Annotated in this window: 24 protein-coding genes; all 24 read right to left on the minus strand. The window is 63.5% G+C overall.

Features of this window, described 5'->3' with window-relative positions; all coding sequences use genetic code 11:
- Positions 1 to 28: 28 nt before the first annotated feature.
- The 24 genes from B5G20_RS04720 to B5G20_RS04835 all read right to left on the minus strand — a co-directional run bounded on the left by B5G20_RS04720 (position 29) and on the right by B5G20_RS04835 (position 25,088).
- The gene (locus tag B5G20_RS04720) at positions 29 to 412 is read right to left on the minus strand and encodes a diacylglycerol kinase family protein (protein WP_087355527.1); all 384 of its coding nucleotides are present in this window, start codon (positions 410 to 412) and stop codon (positions 29 to 31) included.
- 15 nt (positions 413 to 427) lie between these two features.
- Positions 428 to 937 carry an rRNA maturation RNase YbeY gene (gene ybeY / locus B5G20_RS04725; RefSeq protein ID WP_087355528.1) on the minus strand — a complete coding sequence of 170 codons (510 nt, stop codon included), beginning with the start codon at positions 935 to 937 and terminating at the stop codon, positions 428 to 430.
- Positions 934 to 1,947, minus strand: coding sequence for a PhoH family protein (locus B5G20_RS04730; RefSeq protein WP_087355529.1), 1,014 nt, complete (start codon positions 1,945 to 1,947; stop codon positions 934 to 936). The genes ybeY and B5G20_RS04730 overlap by 4 nt, the downstream gene beginning before the upstream one ends.
- A complete protein-coding gene (gene mtaB, locus B5G20_RS04735) occupies positions 1,940 to 3,268 on the minus strand; it encodes a tRNA (N(6)-L-threonylcarbamoyladenosine(37)-C(2))-methylthiotransferase MtaB (protein WP_087355530.1) in 1,329 nt (442 codons plus the stop codon). The genes B5G20_RS04730 and mtaB overlap by 8 nt, the downstream gene beginning before the upstream one ends.
- 3 nt (positions 3,269 to 3,271) lie before the next feature.
- The gene (dnaJ, locus tag B5G20_RS04740) at positions 3,272 to 4,423 is read right to left on the minus strand and encodes a molecular chaperone DnaJ (protein WP_087355531.1); all 1,152 of its coding nucleotides are present in this window, start codon (positions 4,421 to 4,423) and stop codon (positions 3,272 to 3,274) included.
- Between the two features lie 165 nt (positions 4,424 to 4,588).
- A complete protein-coding gene (locus B5G20_RS04745) occupies positions 4,589 to 5,698 on the minus strand; it encodes a DnaJ domain-containing protein (RefSeq protein WP_204207649.1) in 1,110 nt (369 codons plus the stop codon).
- 170 nt (positions 5,699 to 5,868) lie between these two features.
- Entirely contained in the window at positions 5,869 to 7,065 is a 1,197-nt protein-coding gene (gene hemW, locus B5G20_RS04750) for a radical SAM family heme chaperone HemW (RefSeq protein WP_087355532.1), read from the minus strand.
- Positions 7,066 to 7,267: 202 nt separating this feature from the next.
- Positions 7,268 to 8,272, minus strand: a complete 1,005-nt coding sequence (gene dusB, locus B5G20_RS04755; RefSeq protein ID WP_087355533.1) for a tRNA dihydrouridine synthase DusB — start codon at positions 8,270 to 8,272, stop codon at positions 7,268 to 7,270.
- Between the two features lie 64 nt (positions 8,273 to 8,336).
- The gene (lepA, locus tag B5G20_RS04760; protein ID WP_087355535.1) at positions 8,337 to 10,145 is read right to left on the minus strand and encodes a translation elongation factor 4; all 1,809 of its coding nucleotides are present in this window, start codon (positions 10,143 to 10,145) and stop codon (positions 8,337 to 8,339) included.
- Positions 10,146 to 10,212: 67 nt separating this feature from the next.
- Positions 10,213 to 10,476, minus strand: a complete 264-nt coding sequence (gene rpsT / locus B5G20_RS04765; protein ID WP_087355537.1) for a 30S ribosomal protein S20 — start codon at positions 10,474 to 10,476, stop codon at positions 10,213 to 10,215.
- 692 nt (positions 10,477 to 11,168) lie between these two features.
- Positions 11,169 to 12,131 carry a DNA polymerase III subunit delta gene (holA, locus tag B5G20_RS04770; RefSeq protein WP_087355540.1) on the minus strand — a complete coding sequence of 321 codons (963 nt, stop codon included), beginning with the start codon at positions 12,129 to 12,131 and terminating at the stop codon, positions 11,169 to 11,171.
- A gap of 57 nt (positions 12,132 to 12,188) precedes the next feature.
- Positions 12,189 to 14,114 carry a DNA internalization-related competence protein ComEC/Rec2 gene (locus tag B5G20_RS04775; protein ID WP_158094393.1) on the minus strand — a complete coding sequence of 642 codons (1,926 nt, stop codon included), beginning with the start codon at positions 14,112 to 14,114 and terminating at the stop codon, positions 12,189 to 12,191.
- A gap of 392 nt (positions 14,115 to 14,506) precedes the next feature.
- Positions 14,507 to 15,244 (minus strand): ComEA family DNA-binding protein, encoded by a 738-nt coding sequence (locus B5G20_RS04780; protein ID WP_087355544.1) that lies wholly within the window; start codon positions 15,242 to 15,244, stop codon positions 14,507 to 14,509.
- 374 nt (positions 15,245 to 15,618) lie between these two features.
- Positions 15,619 to 16,851: a tRNA uracil 4-sulfurtransferase ThiI gene (gene thiI, locus B5G20_RS04785; RefSeq protein WP_087355546.1), complete on the minus strand. Its 1,233-nt coding sequence runs from the start codon at positions 16,849 to 16,851 to the stop codon at positions 15,619 to 15,621.
- 3 nt (positions 16,852 to 16,854) lie between these two features.
- Complete coding sequence (locus tag B5G20_RS04790) at positions 16,855 to 17,136, minus strand: DNA-directed RNA polymerase subunit omega (RefSeq protein WP_087355547.1); 282 nt, start codon at positions 17,134 to 17,136, stop codon at positions 16,855 to 16,857.
- Positions 17,137 to 17,140: 4 nt separating this feature from the next.
- Entirely contained in the window at positions 17,141 to 17,710 is a 570-nt protein-coding gene (gene gmk, locus B5G20_RS04795) for a guanylate kinase (RefSeq protein WP_087355548.1), read from the minus strand.
- Entirely contained in the window at positions 17,711 to 18,019 is a 309-nt protein-coding gene (gene mihF / locus B5G20_RS04800) for an integration host factor, actinobacterial type (protein ID WP_087355549.1), read from the minus strand. It lies immediately after the preceding gene.
- Between the two features lie 220 nt (positions 18,020 to 18,239).
- Positions 18,240 to 18,962 carry an orotidine-5'-phosphate decarboxylase gene (pyrF, locus tag B5G20_RS04805; protein ID WP_087355551.1) on the minus strand — a complete coding sequence of 241 codons (723 nt, stop codon included), beginning with the start codon at positions 18,960 to 18,962 and terminating at the stop codon, positions 18,240 to 18,242.
- Positions 18,956 to 19,864, minus strand: coding sequence for a dihydroorotate dehydrogenase (locus tag B5G20_RS04810; protein WP_204207676.1), 909 nt, complete (start codon positions 19,862 to 19,864; stop codon positions 18,956 to 18,958). The genes pyrF and B5G20_RS04810 overlap by 7 nt, the downstream gene beginning before the upstream one ends.
- An 11-nt stretch (positions 19,865 to 19,875) precedes the next feature.
- A complete protein-coding gene (locus B5G20_RS04815) occupies positions 19,876 to 20,673 on the minus strand; it encodes a dihydroorotate dehydrogenase electron transfer subunit (protein ID WP_204207650.1) in 798 nt (265 codons plus the stop codon).
- A gap of 117 nt (positions 20,674 to 20,790) precedes the next feature.
- Positions 20,791 to 22,083, minus strand: a complete 1,293-nt coding sequence (locus tag B5G20_RS04820) for a dihydroorotase (protein WP_087355554.1) — start codon at positions 22,081 to 22,083, stop codon at positions 20,791 to 20,793.
- Complete coding sequence (locus tag B5G20_RS04825) at positions 22,067 to 23,011, minus strand: aspartate carbamoyltransferase catalytic subunit (protein ID WP_087355556.1); 945 nt, start codon at positions 23,009 to 23,011, stop codon at positions 22,067 to 22,069. Before B5G20_RS04825 ends, B5G20_RS04820 begins: the two co-directional genes overlap by 17 nt.
- Positions 23,008 to 23,595 (minus strand): bifunctional pyr operon transcriptional regulator/uracil phosphoribosyltransferase PyrR, encoded by a 588-nt coding sequence (gene pyrR / locus B5G20_RS04830; protein ID WP_087355559.1) that lies wholly within the window; start codon positions 23,593 to 23,595, stop codon positions 23,008 to 23,010. Before pyrR ends, B5G20_RS04825 begins: the two co-directional genes overlap by 4 nt.
- A 416-nt stretch (positions 23,596 to 24,011) precedes the next feature.
- Positions 24,012 to 25,088 carry a glycosyltransferase gene (locus B5G20_RS04835; RefSeq protein ID WP_087355560.1) on the minus strand — a complete coding sequence of 359 codons (1,077 nt, stop codon included), beginning with the start codon at positions 25,086 to 25,088 and terminating at the stop codon, positions 24,012 to 24,014.
- Between the last annotated feature and the right edge of the window lie 6 nt (positions 25,089 to 25,094).

A 25,094-nucleotide genomic window follows, 5' to 3' on the forward strand; every position in this document is an offset into this window, starting at 1 on the left:
GTGTTGCACGAATCGGAACGCCTTGTCGCTACAGACCGAGCTGGAGAAAGGCGCGGATAAAGACGATGGCCCCCACGATGGCGGAGGTGATGGAGAGCGTGAACACGCTCGCGGCGGCGATGTCCTTCGCGCGCTTGGCGAGCGGATGGAGCTCCTGGGTCGCGAGATCGACGATAGCCTCGATTGCCGTGTTGACGAGCTCCGCAAAGATCACCAGACCGATGCAGAGTATCACGAGCACCCACGAGAGCCCGTCGATGCGCAGCGCAAAGCCGGCGATGATGGCGGCCACGCCCACAGCGAGCTGCACCTTGATGTTGCGCTCGGTGGTGACGGCGGTAACGAAGCCCTCGAGCGCGTAGCGGAAGGAACGGACGAAGGTGGGATGCTCGCGGTCGGATCCGGGAATCATGACGTCTCCTCTCCCCTAGTCATGCTCGTGGCGGGTCGTAGGGCCAACGGCAACCGCGGCGGGATCTGCCCCGCGCTGCACGGCCAACTCGCGCAGCAGCTCGTCCTCGCGCGCCTCCATGACCTCGGCCTCTTCGTCCTCGATGTGATCGTACCCAAGCAGATGGAGCAGGCCGTGCACGAGCATGAGCCGGCACTCGTCGGCGGGGTCGTTGCCAAACCCGGGCGCCTGGCGGGCAATCTGCACGGGGGCGAGGATGATGTCGCCAAGCTCCACGGGCTCGCCCGCGGGAAGATCCTCGATCGTGGGCGCATCGCACTCAAACGAGAGGACGTCCGTGACCTTGTCGATCCCGCGCCACTCGGCGTTGAGCGAGTGCATCTCCTCGTCGTCCACCCAGTTGAGAGAGACCTCCACCGGGCGGTCTACCCCTTCGGCGGCGAGCACATGCGCACAGATGGAGCGCACCTCCTCCTCAGTGAGGAGCGGACTCACCCCCTCTGCGCAATCGATCAGGACGCTCATGCGCGCTCCTCCTTTCCCTGGTGGTTCGCAGCGCGCTTCTTGCGGGGCGCGGTTTCATCCCGGCGCGCCTCGAAGGCATCGTAAGCCTCGACGATCCTCCCCACGAGGGCGTGGCGCACCACATCGGTGCGGTCGAGATGGATAATGGCAACGTCGCGCACACCGTCGAGGATTTCCTCGATATCGGTGAGGCCCCCGCGACGCCCCACAAGGTCGCGCTGGGTCATATCGCCCGTCACGATGAACTTGGAGTTAAAGCCAAGCCGCGTGAGGAACATCTTCATCTGCTCGGGCGTGGTGTTCTGTGCCTCGTCGAGAACCACAAAGGCGTCGTTTAAGGTGCGACCGCGCATGTAGGCAAGCGGCGCGATCTCGATGATGCCCTGCTCGACAAGCTCGCCGGCCCGCTCCATGTCGGTCATGTCAAAGAGCGCGTCAAAGAGCGGGCGGACATACGGGTCGATCTTCTCTTGAAGGGTGCCGGGGAGAAAGCCGAGGCTCTCCCCCGCCTCCACGACGGGCCGCGTGAGAACGATGCGGCTCACCTCGTGGCGCTTAAGGGCGCCGACGGCCATCGCCATGGCGAGATACGTCTTGCCCGTGCCGGCCGGGCCCAGGCAGAAGGTGACCGTGTTGGCGCGGATGGCATTGATATAGCGCTTCTGGCCGAGCGTCTTAGGGCGAATGGCCTTGCCGCGGTACGTGAGGAGGATATCGTCGCGAAAGCTCGCGGCATCGGCACCGCTCTCCCGGAGGGTCTCGAGCGCACGGAGCGCCTCGTCGGTCTCGGGTGCACGACCCGAGGCAGCCTCACGCATGAGGTAGGTAAAAAGCCGCGTGAGGAGCTCCACCTCGCCCGGCGCGCCGGTAAGGTGGATGGTATCGCCCCGCATGGAGATCTGCGCGGTCGTTCGGTGCTCGATGGCACGGAGCGTCGCATCGGCTCCGCCCGTGATGAGCCGCGGGTCGACGCTCTCCGGAATCGTCAGGCGAACCGTCGCGCTATCCATGTGCCTCCTCCGCGTTGGGTCCCGCGGCCACGCTGCAGCGGCCCCACAGGACACCCGTCTCATCCATGCCCATGATACCAACCCGTACGAGCGCGGGCGAGTCAGCCTGGGGCGCGTCGAGAATCTGGATCCTATGGAAGGAGCCGAGCGTGGCAGGACGATCCTGCTCGGTCACAGCGAGCTCGGTCGTGCCGATGCGACGGCGCGCGTCCACCCGGGCAAGCTCTTGGGCGAGGGCGCGCATCCGGCGGCTCCGGTCCTCCTTGACCTCAGGGGGTACCTGGTCTGGCATGGAGGCGGCAGGGGTACCGGGCCGAGCGCTATACCGAAAGACGTGCATCCGGGCAAAGCCCACCGAGTGGCAAAGCTCAAGCGAACGCGAAAACTCCTCCTCGGTCTCGCCGGGAAAGCCCACGATCACATCGCATGAGAGTGCAACATCGGGGAGCGCCGTACGGATGCAGTTGGTAAGCTCAGAGAATTCCTCGGCCGTATAGGGACGTCCCATGCGGCGGAGCGTATCGGTACAGCCCGACTGAAGCGGGAGGTGCAAAAAGGGCGCCACGCGATCGCGGTGCGCAGCCATGGTTGCGATGAGGCGGTCGGACACGTCCATGGGCTCAAGCGAGGAGAGGCGAATGCGCCCGATAGCGGTTTGAGCAAGGATGGTCTCGACGAGCTCGTCGATCTCGACATGCGCGTCGTGCGAGCCCGCCCCGTCGTAGGCGCCCAAGTTGACCCCGGTGAGCACCACCTCGGGGATACCCGCCGCCTCTGCGCGGCGCACCTGCTCGAGTACGGCTTCCACGGGGACCGACCGCTCAGGCCCGCGGGCCTTCCACACGATGCAGTACGTACAGCGGTTGTTGCAGCCGTCTTGCACCTTGATGCCCCAACGCGACCGGCCGAGCAGCTCGGCAAGATCGTGCGGGTCGGGCTGCGCAGCGGCCTCTTCGGCACTCGGATCGGGGACCTGCTCATAGCCGAGGGCCGTGCAGGCGCGAGCCGCCACATCGACTTTTGAAGGCTCCACAATAACGCGGTCGGAGAGCGCCTCGAGCATGTCGGGGTGCAGGTTTGCCGCGCAACCCGTGGCGATTACCATGGGGCCGCGTGCGCGACCGAGCGCGTGGCGGACGGCTTTTCTGGTCTTGGCCTCGGCCTCTCCCGTCACCGCACAGGTGTTTATGACGATGAGCTCGGCCTCATCGGGCTCAACGAGGGTAAAGCCCGCCGAGGCGAGATCGGATGCGATGCGATCGGACTCCACGCGGTTGACGCGGCACCCGAGATTGATAACAGAGACAAACGGGTTACCCACGGCTTAGTCCAGAATATCATCGATGGCGTCGCGGATGCGGTCGCCCACCGTCTTGCGCGGAGCCACGGTAAAGCTCTCGCCGTTGGCCTCGGCATACCGCTCGAGCAACTCGCGCGACTCTTGGCTGAGCTTGCGCGGTACCGTCACGCGCACCTGGGCCACGGCGCGACCACGCGAGCCACCCCCACCGATGCGCGGCATACCCTTCTCGTCCACGGTCACGGTGTCGCCAAACTGCGTCCCTGCGGGAATCTCAAAGGTGATGACCTCGTCAGGCATGATGCCCTCGACCTCGATGGTGCAGCCGAGTGCCGCCTGGACCATCGAGATGGAGACCTCGCAGGTGAGGTCGTCGCCCATGCGATGGAAGCGCGGATGCTCCTCAACCGCAACCGTAACGATGAGGTCGCCCGCCTCGGCGCCACGGTAGCCGGCCTCGCCGTAACCGCGCACACGCAGCTGACGCCCCGAGGAGATGCCGGCGGGGATCTGCACGTCAAGCTTCTCGTGGCTCGGCGTACGGCCCTGGCCGTCGCACATATCGCAGGGGTGATCGATCACGGTGCCCTCTCCGTCGCACTCGGGGCACGGCGCAGACGACTGCACCTGGCCAAAAATCGAGCGCTGGACGGTCGTCACAAAACCGGTACCGTGGCAGCGCGGGCACTCCTGCTCCTGGGCACCCTCGGCAAGACCGGTACCGTGGCAGTCCTCACACGGAGCCAAGCGGTCGTAGCTGATGGTCTTGGTACAGCCGAGTGCTGCCTCCTCGAGCGTGACGGAAAGCGAGACGGCCATATCGCGCCCCTGGCGGCGCACCTGCCGGCGATGACCGCCGCCCGCGGCGCCCCCGCCAAAGAAGGACGAGAAGATGTCGTCCATGCCCATGCCGCCGAAGATATCGTTGAGGTCCACGTAGCCCGATCCCATGGGGCCGTCCGCCGTGCCAAACCGGTCGTAGTTGGCACGCTTCTGCTCATCGGAAAGGACAGAGTACGCCTCGTTGAGCTCCTTGAACTTCTCCTCAGCGTTGGGGTCGTCGGAGACATCGGGATGAACCTTGCGCGCCTTCTTTAAGAACGCACGCTTAATCGTCCGCTGGTCGGCATCGCGGTCGACGCCGAGCACCTCGTAGTAATCCCTCTTGTCTGCCACCTGCAAACCCTTCCCCCACACACGTCACATCTAAGGTAACGCCGACGCTCCCGCGCCGGCACATCACATGGTACCCGCCCGGCGCGGACGGTAAACATCCACGTCGGACGGGCATTGAGGCCGCAGCGTCCGGCGCCGGACGCTGCGGCCAACAGCCATCTCGGCCTACCACATGTAGTAATACGGGCGGTAGTAGAGCCCGCGCGAGCAGCTCATAAACCACAGGGCGATGAGCGCGTAGAAGAGCGCGTTGACAAATCCCGCCCCAAACCGTGCAGCGCCGCGCTTCCACCACAGGCTCGTGTGATGGAACACGTCGTCCGAGAGCACCTGGAAGACGCCCACGCCAAAGACGATGATCACGATGATGGTGAGCACCGAGAGCAGCTGGAGGTAGGCGAATAGCGCGAGGAACGGCGTCGCGAATCCCATGAGATAGAAACCGCGATAGGCGCTGCCTTCAAGCCGCTCGGCCGCCACATGGGCGCGTCCCACGAGGTCGCCCCCCGCCGCGCCGTTGGTTCCGGCGTTACCCATCCCCTTGATGCGGACGCGGTCGCCGTCGTGTGTGCCGGGCGGGAACTCCACCACAGCCTCGCTCGTTACCTGGGTGCGACCGGTACCGCCGCAATCCGGACAGGGATCGGCCACAACCTTGCCCGAGCCCCCGCATTCCGGGCAGACCATCTGAAACATCCCCGCCCCAAAGAGGAACGACATGTCGACTCCGATGGTTCCGGTGCCGCCGCAGCTCGGACAGGTGTGCGCTGTCTCGCTCGAGACGGAACCAGAGCCGTGGCAGTGGCCGCAGGGCTCGTAGCGGCGAAACGATATGCCCTTACGAGCGCCGTGCTTGGCCTCGTCGGCCGTGAGCTCGATATCCACCACAACGTCTGCGCCGTTCTCGGGGTTGTAGGCAGAAGACCCCTGACGTCCGGGCCGACGCTGCGCATAGCCGCCAAAGCCCGCGCCAAAGGGGAACCCTCCGCCAAAGGGCGAGGCGCCGTAGCCCCCATAGGGGCTTGCGGATGCGCCGGCCGCCGCATAAGGGTTGCCTGAGCGCATCGCGTCGTAGCGGGCGCGCTTCTGATCGTCGGAGAGCACGGCATAAGCCTCGGAGACCTCTTTGAATTTCTCCTCGGCGTCGGGTGCCTTGTTGACATCGGGGTGGAGTTTACGGGCCTTCTGCTGGAAGGCCTTCTGAATCGTACGCTTATCGGCGTCTTTGGACACACCGAGGATGGCGTAGTAATCCTTCTCGTTCATGGTTGCCATATGAGCGGGCATCCTCCTGAGGTCGAAACATATGGGCCTATTGTAGCGAAGCAGCCCCGCAAGCGCGCAAGACGCGCGCGGGACTTAGGCGCCCTGCACATTTCGCGCAAGGGAGGCATTTTAAGGCAGGTGTGTTCGGCTTCTGCGGACAGAGTGGGCTTTGGCCCCTGTTAGACTCGCGACGCAAGCCCCCACATAAGGCCGTAGAGCTCGTTGCCCATGAGCCAGCCACGCTCGGTTGGAACCAGCCGCCCGTCGCGCCAAGCGGCAAGTCCCTCACGGCATGCGGTTGTTATGGTAGGGTCCACATGGTCCGGACCGAACAGTGCGCGCGCACGCTCGAGCAGCTCTGGAGACACACCCGCGCTCATGCGCATCCCGAGCATAAGGTCCTCGGCCACGGCCTCGTGCGCTCTCAGGCGCTCAACGTCAAAGCGCGTGGCCCCATCGTTGCGCTGGACGATGCGAATGCGGTCATCGGGCGAGATGCAGGCGAGGTTGCAAGCATCGCCCTGGCTGGGAAAGAGGTTCGCGAGCTCAAGATATTCGGCGCCCGTGAGCATGCCCGCCGCGGACCGGCCGAGACCCAGATAGCCTACACCCGTCCAGTACGCGATGTTGTGCTGGCAAGCATGGCCGGGTCGTGCGTAGCTCGCAACCTCGTAGCGCTGGTAGCCGGCGGCCGTCAGCGCATCGCGCGCGGCCTCCATGCAGACAGCCTGGAAGTCTTCATCCGGCTCAAGCGAGGGGTCTTGTGCAACCTGGCGGGCAAGCGGCGTACCCTCCTCAACCGTCAGAGGATAGACCGAGATATGATCGGGGCCGGCGGCGAGGGCGCCCTTGAGCGTCTTGCGCCAGCTCTCCCCCGTCTGACCCGGGAGCCCGCACATGAGGTCGCACGACACGCTCATCCCCAGGCGCTTCACCCGCGCGATGACCGCGAGGGCGCAGGCAGCATCGTGCAAGCGTCCGATTCGGGCAAGCTCACCGTTATCGAGGCTCTGAACGCCGAGCGAGATCCGCGTGACGCCCGCCTCGGCGAGCTCGCGCGCAAGGTCCTCGCTGAGCGACTCGGGGTTGGCCTCGCAGGTGAACTCAACCGGTTCGCACCAGCTCCGGACGCGGCGGACAAGCGCAGGGAGCCGCTCACCCAAAACCGTTGGCGTGCCACCCCCGATATAGACCGTTCGGACGTCTGCGAGAGCCCCGCACTCACCGAACGCGTTGATACGACGCTCGAGCTGCGCCACGTAAGTCGCAGCCGCCTCATCGAGCGCGCGTCCGCACAACCCGCGTGAGTCGAAGTCGCAGTAGGCGCACTTGGCATGGCAGAAGGGTATGTGCAGATACAGGGCTCCTACAGACACGAACGCTCCTCCCCACTCTCAACCGCGCGCTTCGTTGTGTACCTCTCAGCAGATCCGCCCAAGAAACGTCGTCCGCTCATGTGTTGTGCAAAATGTAGCCATTGTGCAAAATGCAGCCAGATTCTGCGCAAAACGTGAGTGAACCCCATTCCCAGGAACGACAACAGCCGGTCGAGCCGATTGCCGCCCCTGCACTACGCCTCTACACCCCGGTAAGTACGTCCTCGTGTGCGCGCAGGTCGGCCTCGATTTCGTCCACCAGCTCCATAAACTCCTCGTAGGTGGTGCACTGCACCACCCGCCCGCGCCAGCTCGCGGCATGGGGCATGCCCTTCAGGTACCACGTCGCAAAGGTGCGCGCCCGCGCCATAAAGGGCAGGTAGCGGTGGACGAGCCCGAGGTGCTCGCGCAGGGCGTCAAGCCGCTCAAAGAGGTCGTGCACCGGCGGCTCGACACCCTCGAGCGCAAGCGCCCGCGCGTCGTCAAAGATCCAGGGATTTCCGTAGGTGCCGCGGGCGATAAACACCGCTGTGGCTGCTGTCTCGCGCAGCATACGAGCCGCCGCCTCGGCCGAAAACACATCGCCCGAGCCCACCACGGGCACGTCCACCGCGCGCGCCACCTCGTCGATAACCGACCAGTCGGCCTCACCCGTATAGAGCTGCTTAGCCGTGCGCCCATGCACCGCTACCGCAGCCACGCCCGCGTCCTCAAGCCGACGCGCAAGCTCGGGAGCGGTGCGCTCACCGGTGGCAAACGAAGCGCGCATCTTGACCGTTACGGGAACGTGGGCCTCGCGCACGCAGGCGCGTACGATCTCCTCCGCAAGCTCCGGCGTCTCCATGAGGGCGCAGCCCTCGCCCTTGGTGATGACCTTGCGCGCAGGGCAGGCCATGTTGATGTCGATGAGCGTGAGCTTCTCCCCCACCCGCTCCTCAACGGCGGCAACGGCGCCCGAGAACTGCTCGGGCTTGGAGCCAAAGAGCTGGACGCAAATCTGCGGTTCCTCGTCCTCGGGCAGCACGAGGCGCCAGGTCTTGTTGCTTGCGTAGGCAAGACCGGCCACGCTCACCATCTCGGAATATGCATGCCGGGCTCCCCGTCTGCGGCACATGATGCGATACGCCGCATCGGTAACGCCCGCCATCGGCGCAAGCAAAAACGGCTGCTCGGCATAGGCGACACGCAGATCGTCCGAAAACGACATCGGATTCCCTTCATATCAAACCGGGGCAAGGTGGCCTGTCAGGCCCTTGTCCCTAAACACGTCATCAGTCCTCGACCTTAAGGATCGCGAGGAACGCCTCTTGCGGCACGTCGACCGAGCCGATGGCCTTCATGCGCTTCTTGCCCTCTTTTTGCTTTTCGAGCAGTTTGCGCTTACGCGAGATGTCGCCGCCGTAGCATTTGGCGAGCACGTCCTTGCGGCGTGCCTTGACGGTGGAGCGGGCGATGATCTTGTTGCCGATGGCACCCTGGATGGGCACCTCGAAGAGCTGGCGCGGGATGATCTCCTTGAGCTTGTCGCAAAGCCCTCGTGCAAGGTTATAGGCCTTGTCGCGATGCACGATAAAGCTGAGCGCGTCCACCTCGTCGCCCGAAAGGAGGATATCGAGCTTGACGAGGTCGGAGGGCCGGTAGTCGGCAAACTCGTAATCGAGCGACGCGTAACCCTTGGTGCGGCTCTTGAGCTGATCGAAGAAGTCGAGGATGAGCTCGGCAAGCGGCATGTCGAAGTGCATCTCGACGGACTTCTGCGAGAGGTGGATCATGTCGCGCATGGTGGCGCGATGGTCGATGGCAAGCTGCATCACGGCACCCGTGTACTCCGGCGGCACGATGATCTTGGCCGAAAGGTAGGGCTCCTCGATGTGGTCGATGCGCGTCACGTCGGGAAGGTCCTGGGGGCTGCGCACCTCGAGCATGGTACCGTCGGTCTGGTAGACGTGGTAGTCCACGCTCGGGCTCGTGGCGATGAGGTCGAGGTCGAACTCGCGCTCGAGACGCTCCTTGACGACTTCCATGTGGAGCAGGCCCAAAAAGCCCACGCGGAAGCCAAAGCCGAGGGCCACGCTCGTCTCGGGATCCCACACAAGCGACGGATCGTTGACGCGGAGCTTCTCGAGCGCGTCGCGCAGGTTCTCGTAGTCCTTGTTGTCGATCGGAAAGATGCCCGTGTAGACCATGGGCTTGGCCTCACGGTAGCCCGGCAGGGCGGCATCGCAGGGGCGGTCGTGATAGGTGAGCGTATCGCCCACGCGCACGGCGGCGGGGTCCTTGAGGCCCGTGACCACAAAGCCGACCTCGCCCACTGAGAGTTCATCCACCAGCACCTCGGCCGGGCGCTTGACGCCCACGCCGTCCACGAGGAACGACTGCCCTGCCTGCATCATCTGGAGGGTATCGCCCTTCTTGACGGACCCGTCGAAGATGCGCACCGTCGCCACCACACCGCGGTACTCGTCAAAGTACGAATCGAGGATGAGGGCCTTGAGCGGAGCCGAGGCGTCACCCTTGGGCGGAGAGATGAGAAAGACGATTGCCTCAAGCAGGTCGTGGATGCCCTCGCCCGTTTTGCCCGATACGCACGCGGCGTCGTCTGCCGGGATGGCAAGCTCGTCCTCGATCTCGAGCTTAACCTCGTCGGGGTGCGCCGAGGGAAGATCGATCTTGTTGATAGCGGGCACGATGTCGAGATTGGCGTTCATGGCAAGGTTGGCGTTGGAGACGGTCTGCGCCTCAACGCCCTGCGTAGCATCCACCACGAGGACGGCGCCCTCACACGCGGCGAGCGAACGCGAGACCTCGTAGGTGAAGTCCACGTGGCCCGGCGTGTCGATGAGGTTGAACTGGTAGATCTCGCCATCGTCGGCCGTATACATGACGCGCACGGCGTTGGACTTGATCGTGATGCCGCGCTCGCGCTCGATGTCCATGGAATCGAGCAGCTGCTGTTCCATATCACGCTCCTCAACGGTGTGCGTGAGCTCGAGGATGCGGTCCGAGATGGTCGACTTGCCGTGGTCGATGTGGGCCACGATGGAGAAGTTTCTGATGTGGGCGGTATCTTGGGTATTCATGCGTGCCATTCTATATGAAAAGGGCCCGTCGCAAAACGGGCCCTCACAAAACGATGCAGATGCTCGACTACTTGATGGAGTTAACGAGGTTCTGCACGCCGGACTTACGGTTGGAAGCCTGGTTCTTGTGAATGATGCCCTTGGACGCAGCCTGATCGAGACGCTTGTAGGCGCGGTTGGCAGCGGTCTGGGCAGCCTCGACGTCGCCCTCGGCAACGGCGGCCTGCACGTGCTTGACGAGCGTCTTGAGCTCGGAGCGGACCGCGCGGTTGCGGACGCGGGCCTTCTCAGCGGTACGGATACGCTTCTTCTGAGACTTGATGTTTGCCACTTTGTTTGGTTCCTTTCGATCTTCCGATCAGCTCGTTATCCGGGCCTCTGAGACACGGTGAGGTCACACAAGGAGGGAGTTTAGCACAAGCACTGCATGTTCGGAAGTGCAGAAGCTATGGAAATGCAGGTCGGAGGCTACTGGGTCGACCGCCCGTCCCGCGCCCCGTCCTCGCATGGGCTCATGCGGGTCTGGGTTGCGCCTTCGACGCAAGCCCTCACGAAATCGCCCTCGCGAGGGCGGGGCGCGGGGCGAGCTACGAAGCCGTCGGCGCAGCAATAAAAACTACGTTACGATCTGAGGCATATAGCTCAGCACATATACGGATATATGAATACGCTTTCTGACTCTAATCTACATAGATGTCATACCGGGTCGTGAGTGTTCAAAATCTCGAGAAATCAATGATTCCTTGAAGCTCTTCGACGACAGCACATGGGAATGACAGCCGTCGTTTTTCAAAAGCGCAGGATACGATTTATGCATCCAACGGTTTGCAATCGAAATCGTTGATTTCTCCCAATTTTGACCACGACGGCTCACGGTGCGACTGTACGCATGCCAAGTAGATGGCGGCGGGGCGGCGCGGGGCGATGCCGGGTCGATTTCGTGAGGCTTTGCGCCGGCGGCGCAAAGCCGACCCGCATGAGGCCCGGCATCGCCCCGCGCCGCCCCACCGAATCAAGTGGATCTCACCCGCGCGAGCAGATCTGGACGATCCACGTGGTAATGGCAACCTCGGAGTCGCGTGAGCCCTTGAGGGCCTGCTCGACCTCTACGGCCGCACGGAGTGCTCCCGTGAGCTCGTCCATGGTATAGCGGCGAGCCCACGTGAGGTGGTTGCGTACCTGCCAGCCCTGGAGGCCGAGGGTGCTGGCAAGCTCACGACCCTGCCCACGTGCGTCCAACGCCTTTGCCGTGATGAGCTCGCGCAAACGGGTGCAAAGTAGCGAATAGAGCCTCATTTCGCTTTTGGGAGGCTGCAGCCGGTAGAGCTCAAGGGCACGGGTAACGTCTCGAGCGGCAACGGCGTTGAGGAAGTCCCAGGGTTTTACCTCGGCGGTTCGCACGACAAAACGTTCAACGTCTGCGCGCTCGATCTGGGGGGCATCAACCATCTCGGCGAGCTTTTTGAGCTCGTTATCGAGCATACGCGTTGCCTCGCCGGCACGCGCGATGAGTTCCTCGGCGGCATCGAGCGAGATGGTCTTGCCGTGATGGCGCGCCATGCCCTGCACGAGAATCGGGAGCTCGCGGCCCTTCTTGGCTCCGCAGTCGATGATCGCCTTCTTGTCGATCTTGGCGATGGCCTTGTAGAGCCTGGTGTTCTTGGCAAGCGTGCCGGCAGTGAGGAGGACCGTCGTCGTGGGTGACGGGTCGGCGAGGTAATCGGTCAGGGCCGTGCGGATGGGCTCGGCAAGGCGATCGCACCCGTTGAGGATCACGAGTCGAAAGTCTGCACCCATGGGATAGGTGTTAAGCGAAGAAAGCAGGTCGTCCACGTCTTGGTCGCGCGTCATGTCGCGTTCGTCGAGGTTGAAGTCTGCCATGCCGCTCGCCTCAAGACGGCGACGCAAACGCTCGACCGCTGTATCGCGTTTGACCTCATCGGGCCCAACGGCCAGATAGGCCGGCAACAGCTTGCTCTCGGCCATGGGTTTCCCTTCTCATCGCATGTATCGGACCCCATTCTACCCGCTTACGAGGACTCGTCACGCCGCGCGCTGTCGCTGCGTGCGTACGCGAACACCCTCTGCATCCGGCTCTAGGGAAATGTCACCCACATCTATCGTGCAGAGAAAAGCGCTCCCCACGCTTTGGACTGCTTCAACCGCCTCGTCGCTCGGATGCCCGTAGGCGTTTCCCTCTCCAGCGCTCGCTATGCAAAGCTCAGGGTCAAGCGTCTTGAGCATCGAGGCGTCAGTCGAAGCGGCAGAGCCGTGATGGCCGAGCTTGAGTACGTCGATATCGCCAACACTGGCGGCATAGCGATCCGCTTGATCGGCCTCGCTATCACCGGTCAGAAGAGCATGAAGGGAAGTCCTATCCACCCGATACGTAAGGTCGAGCACCAGCGAATCGGCGTTCTCGGTCCCCTCCACCTCATCCATGGGCCAGACCATCTCAGCGGCAAATGAGCCGATCCGCAGCGTATCCCCAACACTGACCTCAGATATCGGTGGCGGGTTTAGCTCGGCGAGCTCCCCTGGCATCGCATCGGAGGCGCCCTCGGCAACGATTAGGCGACCGACGGGATACGCACTGAGTATGGCGGGGAGTCCGCCCCAATGGTCGCGATCCCAATGAGTAATGAGCACCGCGTCGAGGCGGAGCACCTCATTGCGTGCAAGGGCCGCAACCACAGCGTCATCTACCCCTGCATCCACCAGAAGCGTAGACGCGCCGTCGCGTACAAGGATAGCATCCGCCTGACCAACATCCAGCACCGTGAGCGAGGGAGGGGCAAACCACCCAATGCGGATAACATGCACCGCGAGCGCTATCGCACACGCAGAGCTTACCAAGGCGACAGTCCGCATTGAGGGCAGCTTCCAGCAAACGTAGACGGCAACCGCGAGCACATAGGGTAACCACACCGCATGGCCGAGCGAGTCGGGATCAACCGAGATCGCGGCATAAGGAACCGCTGCGCAAGCCTCTGCAACAAAGATACTGAGTTGAGCCAGACCAAGCGGTACGGCAAGAAGCGCCCCCACCGCGGGAACCAAGGTAACAATTGGTACTACGATTAACCCGCAGATCAAGAGCCCCGTCATGAGGGGACCGAGGATAAGGTTGGCGATGGGGGCGATGAGCGATAGCTCGCCAAAGACCGGCACGGTGATGGGGACGGTCGCCAGCTGTGCCACCAGTGTGATCGCAAGCGCCGATGCCACGTTGACCGGCAGATGAGTTTGCCCCATAAACGCCTCGGCATACCCACCAAAGAGATGTATGAAGAGAACGCTTACGGCAGATAGCTGGAATCCAAGGTCGTACACCACACCGGGCTGATGCAGTACAAGAACGATCACAGCGAGTGCAAGCCCCGAAAGGCCATGGCCCCGCCGCCCACCCAGACGGGTCAGAAGACTAGCAGCAACCATAACAAGAGATCGGACTGCGCTCGGAGCGCCTCCGGTAAAGACCACATAGCAGCTCATGAGGGCAAGCAGCACGACCGTGCGCGCAGCCGGTCGGACGCGCGTGAGCGAGGCAAGCTGGACCACGAGAGCCGACACGAGCGCCAGATGTCCGCCCGAAACTGCCACGAGATGCGAGGTCCCCGTCTGGGCAAAAGCTTCGTTTGCCCGTGCTTGCGAGAGCTCGGTCGTCCTTCCGCACACGATGCCGGCCAGAAGTGCACGGGACTCGCTTTCTGTGGGCGCGATAGTTCTCAACATCGCCTGCCGCACGCTCCAGATAGCCGATGGGGCAGCCTCGGCTCGACTACGAACGCGAACTACATCCACCTCGGCAAGCTGCCCCGCCATATAGGAGCTGCGATCCCACGGGTCGTTGGTAAAGGACCGGAGGCGCCCCACGACATTGAGCACCACGCTCTCTTCAAAGGCCTCATCAGCCGATAGCGAGACCTCCCCCAGGGCCTCCCCATCACACGCCGCCGTAGCATTCATACATGCTCCGTACGATGAGAGCGACGGGTCTCCCGACACCGTAAAGGTGGGTCGGGAGACCGGCTGTGCCACAAGCTTCTCAGTCTGCCCCGCTCTCACCAGTAGACTTGCTCCCACGGCAAGCATTCCCAAGGCAAGCCCGGCAAGTCCCCAACGGGCATAGCGTCGAACACGAGCAAAACAACCGGAAAGCAGGCTAAATAAGAGTAATGCTGCGCTAAGCAGAATCAAGACCACGAGCGGCCCAGGTGCGTCCTCACGGTTCACAGCGCTTCGCCAACCCGCTTCCATGCCGAGCGCGGCCGCCATAAGGACTCCGATAGCGGCTGCCCCTAGCGGTGGAAGGTACGGCCTTGGTGGCAGCACCATGGACTCGGCTGGCAACGGGCGGCTCATACGCAGATCAACCCCGCAAGCTTCTCGTACTTCTTCTCGCCGATTCCACTAACTCGCATCAGGTCGTCCGGTGATGAGAACGGTCCGTTGGTCTCTCGGTCCTCCACGATGGCCGCAGCGGTTGCAGGTCCGACGCCCGGGAGCGTATCGAGCTCGGCCTCAGTTGCACGGTTGATGTTAATGAGGGCAGATGGTGCGGCGCCAGATTCTGAAGCTGCAAAACCCCCTATGCCTGCTGCGACTCCTCCGCTTGCATCTTCTCCCACACGCGGGATATAGATCTTCTCTCCGTCCGAGACGAGGGCCGCACGGTTGATGGACGAGAGTTCCGCATCATCGGTGGTGCCACCCGCGGCCGCCAGTGCATCTGCTACCCGAGCCCCCTCTGGAAGCTCAACCACCTGGGGCGCAGCGACGGCTCCATCCACATCCACCACAACGTGAGCGGGCGTCTTCGCCTCTCCGTGCGTCGTGTCATCGCCTTCTGAATCGCCTTCCGTTGACGTATTGGCATCATCCGCAGCAGAGGACCCATCAGCGTCTTCGCGCGCAACGCCCTCATCGTTGCGTTCTATAAGCACCCCGTTAGAAGCCTGCATCCCCAGCACTGCCGCCCCCACAACCACGCCCGCGCCAGCCACAAAGAAGCAGACCATGATCGCGATAAGCCACGGTCGGCCCTTCACGGCTCGCACGACCCGATCTGACCACCCACCAGATTGAAGCTGTGCCATCGGCATCACCCCTCTCGACCCGATGGTCACACGGGCAGGGCAGGAGCAATGCGACTATGTCAGAAACCTGGTCACGGTCTTACCAATTTCTAACCGTTTTCTAACCAGTAGGGCATAATACGGCCATCAACCAGGGAGTTTGACAAGAGACGGTTACGTTGTTCTCAGTGCGGGAGATTTTGAAGAAGGAATGGAGGTCCGACGCGGGACAAGCCGAGCGCAGGCGTGCGGACCAGCAGCCTGTTGCATGCCGGCATAGTTTTATCCACGAAAAACTGCGGTCCGATTCCTTCTACGAGAAAGAATCGGACCGATTTGGCAACGATATTGACGGATTCCTTCTCATAGAAGGAATGTGACAGAAGCCGGCGCCCCTATTGCTCCCGCGGGGCCAGCTCGGCGTGGCGCTCACGCAGCCGGCGCGGCGGCCGGTACGAACCACTCTCAAAGTCGACGTACTCCACCGCATCCACCAAGCGCTCAATCATGGCCTCGTGGTCAAAGAGCTCCCAGGCCTCGTGCACCTGGTCGAGCTTGGCGTGCGTCTCGGGTGAGCGCGGCATAAAGAGCGTGCAGCAATCCGGGGCCGTCTCGCATGAGATATCGTAGGTGCCGATCTTTTCGGCACGCTCGATGATCTCTTGCTTATCGGACCCGATGAGCGGCCGAAACACCGGCAGGGACACGACCTCGTTGACCGCCATGATGTTCTCGAGCGTCTGCGAGGCAACCTGTCCAAGCGACTCGCCCGTCACGATAGCCTTGGCACCCTCGATACGGGCGATCCGCTCAGCCACCGCATACATCACACGGCGGTACATGATCACCCGCAGCGCGCTCGGACAGGCGAGGGAGATCTCGCGCTGGCAGTCGCCAAAGGGCACCACATAGAGGCGGCCGATCTGGATAGCCGGCGCAAGTGCCGCGATAATGTCCTGGCACAGGTACTCGCTCGTGTCGGCCGTCTGCGGCCTGCCCGAGAAGTGAACGGGCACGCACACCGCCCCGCGCCGCGCGAGCATCCAGGTGGCGACCGGCGAGTCGATGCCGGACGAGAGCAGCGTGACGACCTTGCCGGCGCTCCCCACGGGGAGCCCTCCCACACCGCGGACCGAGCGAGCGTACACGTAGACGCTCCCCTGTACCACGAGCACGTGCACGGTGACGTCTGGGTCGCGCATCTTGACCCGCTTTTGCGGAAACGCCTCGCAAAGGACCGACCCCACCTGCTGGTTGAGGTCCATCGAGGTCAGGGGGTAGTCGGTATTGGAGCGTTTGGCCGCCACCTTAAACGTGTCAAACTCCCCCGCCTCGCCAAGCGCGCGCACGGCAGCCCGACAGTACTCATCGGGCTCACGGTTAGTGTGGTAGGCAAGCGACACGCGCGCCACACCGGGAACGCTGCGAATCACATCAAAGGCACGGTCGGCATCGCCGGGGGCCGAGAAGGTCATAAGGATATGGCCCGAGATACGGGTTACGCACGAGATGGAAAAGGCGGCACACGCCGCCTTAAGGGAATCCATGAGCATACGCTCGAAGTGAGCGCGGTTCTTACCCTTGAGCCCCACCTCGTGATAATGGACCAGGCAGACTCGACTCGCCATAGGCTACGCTTCCGCCGCCCGATGACCGAGCGCATCCTCATAGCGCTCATGGTTGTAGGAGATATCGCCGTCGACGATCTCCTCCATTGCCATGGAGATGGTGTCCTCGCCCGAGACGGCAACGGTGATGTCGTCCACGTCCATCACAGCAAGCACGCGGTTGTGCTGACCGCGGAGCATGCTGTTGATGTCACAGGCACGCTTGGACGCAACCGCCGCAAGCAGGAAACGGTTGTTATCGGTCTTATCGAGCAGGCTGTCGATAGCCGGATCTACAACAGACATGGCCTTAGTTCCTTTCGTGCTTCTTGATGATGCGAACAAGCTCAGTCGTCGCCTCGTCGAGGTCGTCGTTGATGAGCACCTCGTCGTAGCGATCGGCAAAGGCCAGCTCGCGCTGAGCGGTTGCAAGGCGCACCTCGACCACCTCGGGCGTCTCGGTCCCGCGCCCGATCAGGCGCTCGCGGAGAACTTCATCCGAGGGCGGCTTGATGAAGATGAGCACGGCTTCGGGGAACCGCTCCTTAACCTGGAGCGCACCCTGCACGTCAATCTCCAAGATAAGCGACGTTCCGGCGGCAAGCTTGGACTCAACCTCGCTTACAAGGGTGCCATAGCAGTTACCAAAAACGTTCGCCCACTCAACGAACTCCCCCGCCGCAACGCGCCGCTCAAAGTCCTCGACCGTGAGGAAGTGGTAATTCACCCCATCGACCTCGCCGGGACGCGGAGAGCGCGTGGTAGCCGAAACCGTCAGGCCCAGACCAGGAAGCTCCTTGCGCACACGCGCCACAAGCGTACCCTTGCCTGCACCTGACGGTCCCGAGATGACGAAGAGTTTAGACGTCAACCGGCTCACTTACTTGGTGAGCGCTTCGAGCAGCTGCTCGCGCTGACGAACGCCGAGGCCCTGGACACGGCGCGTGGCGGAGATACCCAGCTCGTCCATGATCTTGGCGGCCTTGGCCTTGCCGTAGCCCGGGAGCGACTCGATGAGGGTGGAGACCTTCATGCGAGACGCGATCGGATCGTCGGAGTTAAGCACGGAGTCGAGGGAAACCTCGCCCTTCTTGATTTTCTCGCGGAGCTCGGCACGAGCATGACGGGCGGCTGCTGCCTTCTCGAGAGCGGCCTTGCGCTGCTCATCGGTGAGCTGAGGAAGCGCCATGTGAACCTCCAAATGACTTGGTTAACAAACGAATTAGCTGGCTGAATGCCATAAAACCGCACGTCAGCCAATGACCGGATACATACCTTAGACGAACCCCGGGCAAAGTTCAAGCGCACGGTGGACAAAAATGCCCGGTAGACGCACCCGCTCCATAGAACCTGCGCGAAAGGCGCAGGTAGCGGCCGTGCCGACGAGGGTGCGGGTGCGTCAAGAAAGGCTAGACCCCCTCCACAAGCTCCTGAACGATCGCCTCAAAGGCGGCAACGGGGTCGTCTGCCTCGGTGATGGGCCGTCCGATGACGAGGTGGCTCGCGCCAGCCTCGATGGCGGCAACCGGAGTGGCCACGCGCGACTGATCGCCGATTGCAGCCCCGGCGGGACGAACGCCCGGGGTCACGATGAGGGCATCGGGGCCCAGCAGCTCGCGCATGCGCGCCGCCTCCTGTGGCGAGCACACCACGCCGTCGATTCCGTTGGCAGCAGCAAGGCGAGCCAGCCGGTCAACCTGCTCGGCCACGGGAGCCTCGACGCCCACCTGGGCGAGCGTCTCTTGGTTCATGCTCGTGAGCACGGTGATGGCCACGAGCTTGGGGCGCTCGGTGCGAACCTCGCCGGCAGCCTCGGCGCCCTCCCGGCAAGCGGCGAGCATGGCAGCGCCACCCGCACCGTGCACCGACAAGAGGTCGGCGCCCGCAATGCCCGCCGACTCGGCGGCACCGCGAACCTGATGCGGGATATCGTGGAGCTTAAGGTCGAGGAAGACCTTAAAGCCGCGCTTCTTAAACTCTTGCACGATCTCGGGGCCCGCGAGGTAGTAGAGCGTCATGCCCACCTTGAGCCACGTCGCATGGCCCTTGAGCGCCTCGGAGAGCGCCATTGCCTCGTCGTAGCCGCAATCGAGTGCGACGATGATGCGGTCGCGCGCCTCGGTATCTAGCATTCGAAGGCTCCAATCAGCTCGGAGATGCTTGCAACACCCTGGCTCTCGGCCCAAGCCTCGAGCTCGGCGAGGATGCGCACCGCAGCATCGGGCTCGGCAAAGCTCGCCATGCCGACCGACACCGCAGAGGCGCCGGCAAGGATAAACTCAGCGGCCTCCTCGCCCGTGGTAACGCCGCCCACGCCGCAAACTGGGATGTCCACCGCGTTGGCGACCTCCCAGACCATGCGAACCGCGATCGGGTGGAGCAGCGGACCGGAAAGTCCGCCCGTGGGCTTGGAAAGCTTTGAGCGACGCGTGTGCACATCGATTGCCATACCGGGGATGGAGTTGATGACCGTGAGGCCATCGGCGCCCTCGGCCTCAAGCGCGCGGGCAATCTCGGGCAGGCGGACGGGAGCCATCTTAACGAGCAGCGGCCGCTTGGTGATGGGTCGGCAGGCGCGCATGACCTCGGCAGCACCCTCGGGGGTGGAGCCGGCAGCGGCACCACCCGCATCGATGTTAGGGCAGCTCACGTTAAGCTCAAAGGCCGAGGCCCAGGGGCAGAGCTCCTCGAAGAGCTCGAGCGCGGCGACATACTCCGCCGTGGAGTGCCCAGCAACCTGGCAGATGACGCGCGTGCCCTTGGCAGCGAGATCGGCCAAAAAGTCACCCGACTCCGCAACCATGCCGCGAACGCCCGGGTTCTGGAGGCCGACGGAGTTCATCATGCCGCCCTTGACCTCGGTCATGCGGGGCTTGGGGTTACCCGGCCACGGCTCAGCGGCGCAACCCTTGGTGGTGATGGCACCGAGCGTGGAGACGTCGAAGAAGTTCTGGAACTGCCACCCAAAGCCAAAGGTACCCGAGGCGGTGTTGATGGGGTTCTTAAGGTGCATGCCGGCAAAGTCGACAGCCATATCTACGCGGCTCACCAGACGACCTCCTTTGCATCAAAGACGGGGCCGCACATGCAGGCGCCCTTCATGCCACCCGTGGTCTCGACGGCGCACGTGGCGCACGCGCCAAAACCGCAGCTCATCATGCGCTCCACCGATGCCTCGCAGGAAACGCCCGCGTGCGCGGCCGCAGCGGAGACCTTGGCCATCATGGGCTCGGGACCGCAGGTTGCAACGTAGTCGAAGGTATCACCCTCGAGCTCGAGCACCCGCTCGGCCGCATCGGTCACAAAGCCGTGATAGCCGGCGGAGCCATCGTCGGTTGCGATGGAGATGACCGGCGAGCCGGCCTCCTCAAACTCATGCTCACCCACCAGCGTATCGGCCGTGGCAGCGCCGATGCACACCGTATAGGGAATGCCCTTCTGGGCAAGCTCGCGCGCAAGGCACAGCACTGGCGGTACGCCGATACCGCCCGCCACAAGAAGGGCGCGGCGGCAGCCCTCGGGAATCGTCCAGCCATGGCCACCCGGGCCAAGAACCGTGGTGGAGTCGCCGGGCTGCATGCGGGAGAGGCGCTCGGTGCCCTCGCCCACTACGGCGTACCAGATATCGATGGTGCCGGCCTCTGCGTCGGCCGCCGCATACGAAAGTGGAATGCGCAGAAGGCTCATGGCGTTGCCCGGAACGGCAATGTTGACAAACTGGCCGGGCTCAAGCCCCGAGGCAAGGGCGGGGGCGCTGATGCGCAGGGCAAAGACATCCCGCGCGATGGGCTCGTTGGCGACGACCGTGCAGTCGTGCACCCGAGCAGGCGAAGGTGTTGGCATAGGACTCCTCTCATCGGCTGACGGTGCGGACGCAACTGTCAGCCATCTTGCGCCGGCATCACCCGGCATGGTCCCTGAGGGCCGGCGGGCACCGATCGCGCCCGCCGGCCCGATTGACTAGCAGACCTGACCGTTGCGAAGCGTCACGCGACCGCCCACAAAGACGTCCGTGGCGCGGCCGGTAACCGATACGCCGTCAAAGCCGCAGTTGCGCGCCTTGGACTCATAGCCGTCGGCACCAATGGTCCAGGTGACCTCGGGGTCAAAGACCGTGATATCGGCGAGCGAGCCGGCCTCGATGCGTACGGGCTCGAGCCCAAGGATACGACGCGGGTTGACACTCATGAGGTCGACCATGCGGCCGTAATCGATGACACCCGGCTTAACGAGGTTGGTGATGATGAGTGCGAGCGAGCACTCGATCCCCGTCATGCCAAAGGGTGCAAGCTCAAACTCCCGAGACTTCTCCCAGTCGGCGTGTGGCGCGTGATCGGTCACGATAGCGTCGACCGTGCCATCGGTCACACCAGCGCGGAGCGCGGCGGCGTCCTCTGCAGTGCGCAGCGGAGGGTTGACCTTGAAATTGGTATTGAACGTCTCGTCGATGCACTCGTCGGTGAGGAAGAGATGATGCGGCGTGGCCTCGCAGGTAACGGGAAGACCCTCAGCCTTGGCCTCGCGAACCATCTCGAGACCGCGAGCCGTCGAGATGTGCTGGATGTGGAGCTTAGCCCCGGTGAGGCGCGCCACGGCGATGTCGCGAGCGATCTGAATCTCCTCGCCCTCCGCCGGCCAGCCGAGAAGGCCGCGCTTGGTGGAAACGGGGCCCTCGTTGATCTGGCCCTCGCCCACGAGGTCCTCGTCCTGGCAGTGGCTCATAAAGACCTTGCCGAACATCTTGCCGTAGTCCATGCAGCGGCGGAGCATGCCCGCGCCCTGGATACCGCGGCCGTCATCGGTGAAGGCCACCGCACCGTGCGCGACCATGTCGCCCATCTCGGAGATGATCTCGCCCTTGAGGCCCTTGGTCATAGCACCCGAGGGAAAGACCCGGCAGTGTCCCTCGCGTTCGGCCACCGAGCGAACATACTCCACCACGGTGCCATTGTCGGTCACAGGGTTGGTGTTGGGCATCGAGCAGACGCCGGTCATACCGCCCTTGGCCGCGGCACGCGTCTCGGACGCGATGGTCGCCTTGTGCTCAAAGCCGGGCTCGCGCAGGTGCACGTGCATGTCCACCAGACCGGGCACCAGGTACTTGCCGGCAAGGTCGATGACCTCGGCGCCCTCAGGCGCCTCAAGGCTCTCCCCCACCTGGGCGATGCGCTCGCCCTCAACCAGAACGTCGGCAACACCGTCGAGCCCCAGCGCAGGGTCGACGACATGGGCACCCTTAAGAAGCAAGGCCATTATCGGCACCTCCCAGCAAGAGATAGAGCGCGGCCATGCGGACGCAGATGCCCGCGTAGACCTGGTCGAGAATGACGGAGCGCTCGGGATGATCGGCCATGTAGGAGTCAAACTCCACGCCGCGGTTGATGGGACCGGGGTGGCACACGATCGCATCGGGCTTCATGAGGCGCTCGCGAGCCTCGGTGAGGCCGTAGAGCATGTGATACTCGCGCAGGCTCGGGAAAGGCGCGCCCTCGAGGCGCTCGCGCTGGATGCGGAGCATGTAGACCACATCGAGCTCGGGCAGGACGTCGTCCAGGCTATAGCTCACGCGGTCGCAGCCGAGCACCTGGGGTTCGGCGGGGATGAGCGTGCCCGGGGCCACGACCGTGGCCTCGGCGCCCATGATCTTGAGCGCGGGGATGAGCGAGCCGCAGACGCGCGAGTGCGAGATATCGCCTACGATACCCACCTTGAGGCCCTCAAACCTGCCCTTGTGCTCCCAGATGGTGTAGAGATCGAGCAGTGCCTGGGTGGGATGCCCATGCTTGCCGTCGCCGGCGTCGATGACCGCGGCTGGGGTGTGCTGAGTCACGATGTAGGGGGCGCCGGCGTGCTTGTCGCGCACAACGACCATATCGATCTTGTAGGAGTTGAGCGTCTGGACTGTGTCGATGAGGCTCTCGCCCTTCACCGTGGAGGTCGCCGACCCGCCAAAGTTGAGGCTGTCGGCCGAAAGACGCTTCTCGGCGAGCTCAAAGGAAGACCGGGTGCGCGTCGAGGGCTCGTTGAACATGTTGACGATCGTCTTGCCCTTGAGCGTGGGAACCTTCTTGATAGCCCGCTCGTTGACCGCCGAGAACGCCTTTGCGGTCTCGAGGATGGTCATGATGTCGGAGTCGGAATACTCGGTGATGTCGATCAGGTGCTTGTGACCGAAGCTCATCGCTCGTCACCTCCCAGGGGTGCGGATCCGGCGCGGTCGCCCTCCGAGACGTCGGTGATCTCGACCGAGGAGCGGCCGTCGACGTCCTTGAGGTAGAGGCGGACGTTCTCCTCGTGCGAGGAGGGCACGTTCTTGCCCACAAAGTCGGGGCAGATGGGCAGCTCGCGGTGGCCGCGGTCGACAAGCACGGCGAGCTCGATGCGGCTCGGACGGCCGAGGTCCATGAGGGCGTCGAGCGCGGCGCGAATGGTGCGGCCTGTGTAGAGCACGTCGTCGACGAGCACGATGCGCTTGCCGTCGACGTCGAAGGGCACGTGGGTCTCGTGAATCTTGGGTGCGATGCTCACGCCGTAATCGTCGCGATAGAAGCTGATGTCGAGGCGGCCGAGCGGCACGCGAACGCCCTCGATCTCCTCGATACGGTCGGCGAGCTCCTTGGCGAGCAGATCGCCGCGCGTGACGATACCCACGAGCGCAAGGTTGTCGCACCCCTCGTTGCGCTCGAGAATCTCGTGCGCGATGCGCGTCATAGCGCGGCTGATGGCGACCTCGTCCATGATGATCGCCTTGGGTGTGGTTGCCACGGGTCTCCTTTCTTCCGTCCGGTCCCCGCAGGCGGGGCACAAAAAAGATGCCTAGCCCAAGCATGGCAAGACATCGGCAAGAAAGACCCCGGGCAGGGGCTATGTAGGTCCTTGCGGTATCTCGTACACGCTTAAAGGCTGGCCTGATTATACACAAAGCCGCGACGCAGGGGCGGGGCCAAGATGATACGACCCACGAGGCCATCACTTCTCTGACAACCTTTCAAGATATTGACCCAGCGAAGCACGACCGGCTCGCGGCTGGCGGACCGGAAGAACGGAGGTGCGTAATTGTGGGGTGGCTCGCCCCGCATGTCCTCCGGGGCGAATTCAGAGCTCGTGCACGCATCGAGTACATGCCTGCCGCACGGCGAAGCTGAGCCCCGGAGGACATGCGGGGCGAGCCACCAGTAGGGTTAGGCAGACCCTTTCCTACCCTTGAGCACCCCCAGGCGCGAGAGGGCGTAGCGGAGGCCATTTACGCGCCACGTATAGAAAAACTCCCGCACGAGGTACCATAGGTGTGGCCAGCTAGAAAACGGCCGGGGTTCATATCCCGTCAGGCGGAAGTACCGCTCCTTGGCGGCGTTGGTCAGGCAGTCCATCTGGGCGATCACATCGGGATCCATCCGGCGCATGGTGGCCACGATGCGCTCGCGCATCTCGGGCTCCTCAAGGTGTCCACGCCCGATGGCCAAGCCGCAATGGCGCATGCCCATACGGTCGAGCGCGGCCTCGATGCCCTTGTCGTGCTCACCGAGAGCATCGAGAATGTCGCGCATGTCGTTCCAACGCGTGAGGGCGATGTCGGCCGTATCGCCGCAGGAGCTCGCCCCGGGACGGCGATCGCGGTAGCAGTAGAAGCACTCGTCGATGTAGACGATGCGCCGGGCGCGTGCGAGCGTGTCGATCATAAAGGGGTTATCCACCCACCCGGCACCCGGGCACTCGACCAGCCGGATGCCGAACTCGTCGAGGAAGCTCCTCAGGTACAACGCCGTCCAGATGCTCGGATGATGCTGGATAAGACGCGGTGCGTCCTTGAGCGTAAAGGGTTGCTTGCGCACGTGGATACGCTTGTAGTAGGTGTTGCGGCAGAAGAGCTCGTCGGGAGTATCCGGGTCCTGAATGCGCCAGTAGGCGGACTTAACCACGTCGGGCTTCTCGGCAAAGGTGCGCGCAAAGGCGATGAGTCGGTCGTACATGTGCGGTTTAACAAAGTCGTCCGGCTCCACGATAGCGATGTACTCGCCCGTCGACTCGGCGATTCCGCGGTTTACCGAGGCGCCGTAGCCCTGATTCTCCTTGTCGATCACCCGGATGCGCGGATCGCGCGCAGCGTGCTCCTGCATAATGGCGAGCGATCCATCGGTCGAGCCGTCGTTGACCGCGATGATCTCGAGGGAGACCTCGTTGTTCTGCTCTACGCTCGTGAGGCACTGATCGAGGTAGTCCTCGACGTTGTAAACGGGGATGATGACCGAGACGTCCATGCACTC

This window comes from Collinsella sp. An7, assembly GCF_002159335.1.
Taxonomy (GTDB): Bacteria; Actinomycetota; Coriobacteriia; order Coriobacteriales; family Coriobacteriaceae; genus Coprousia.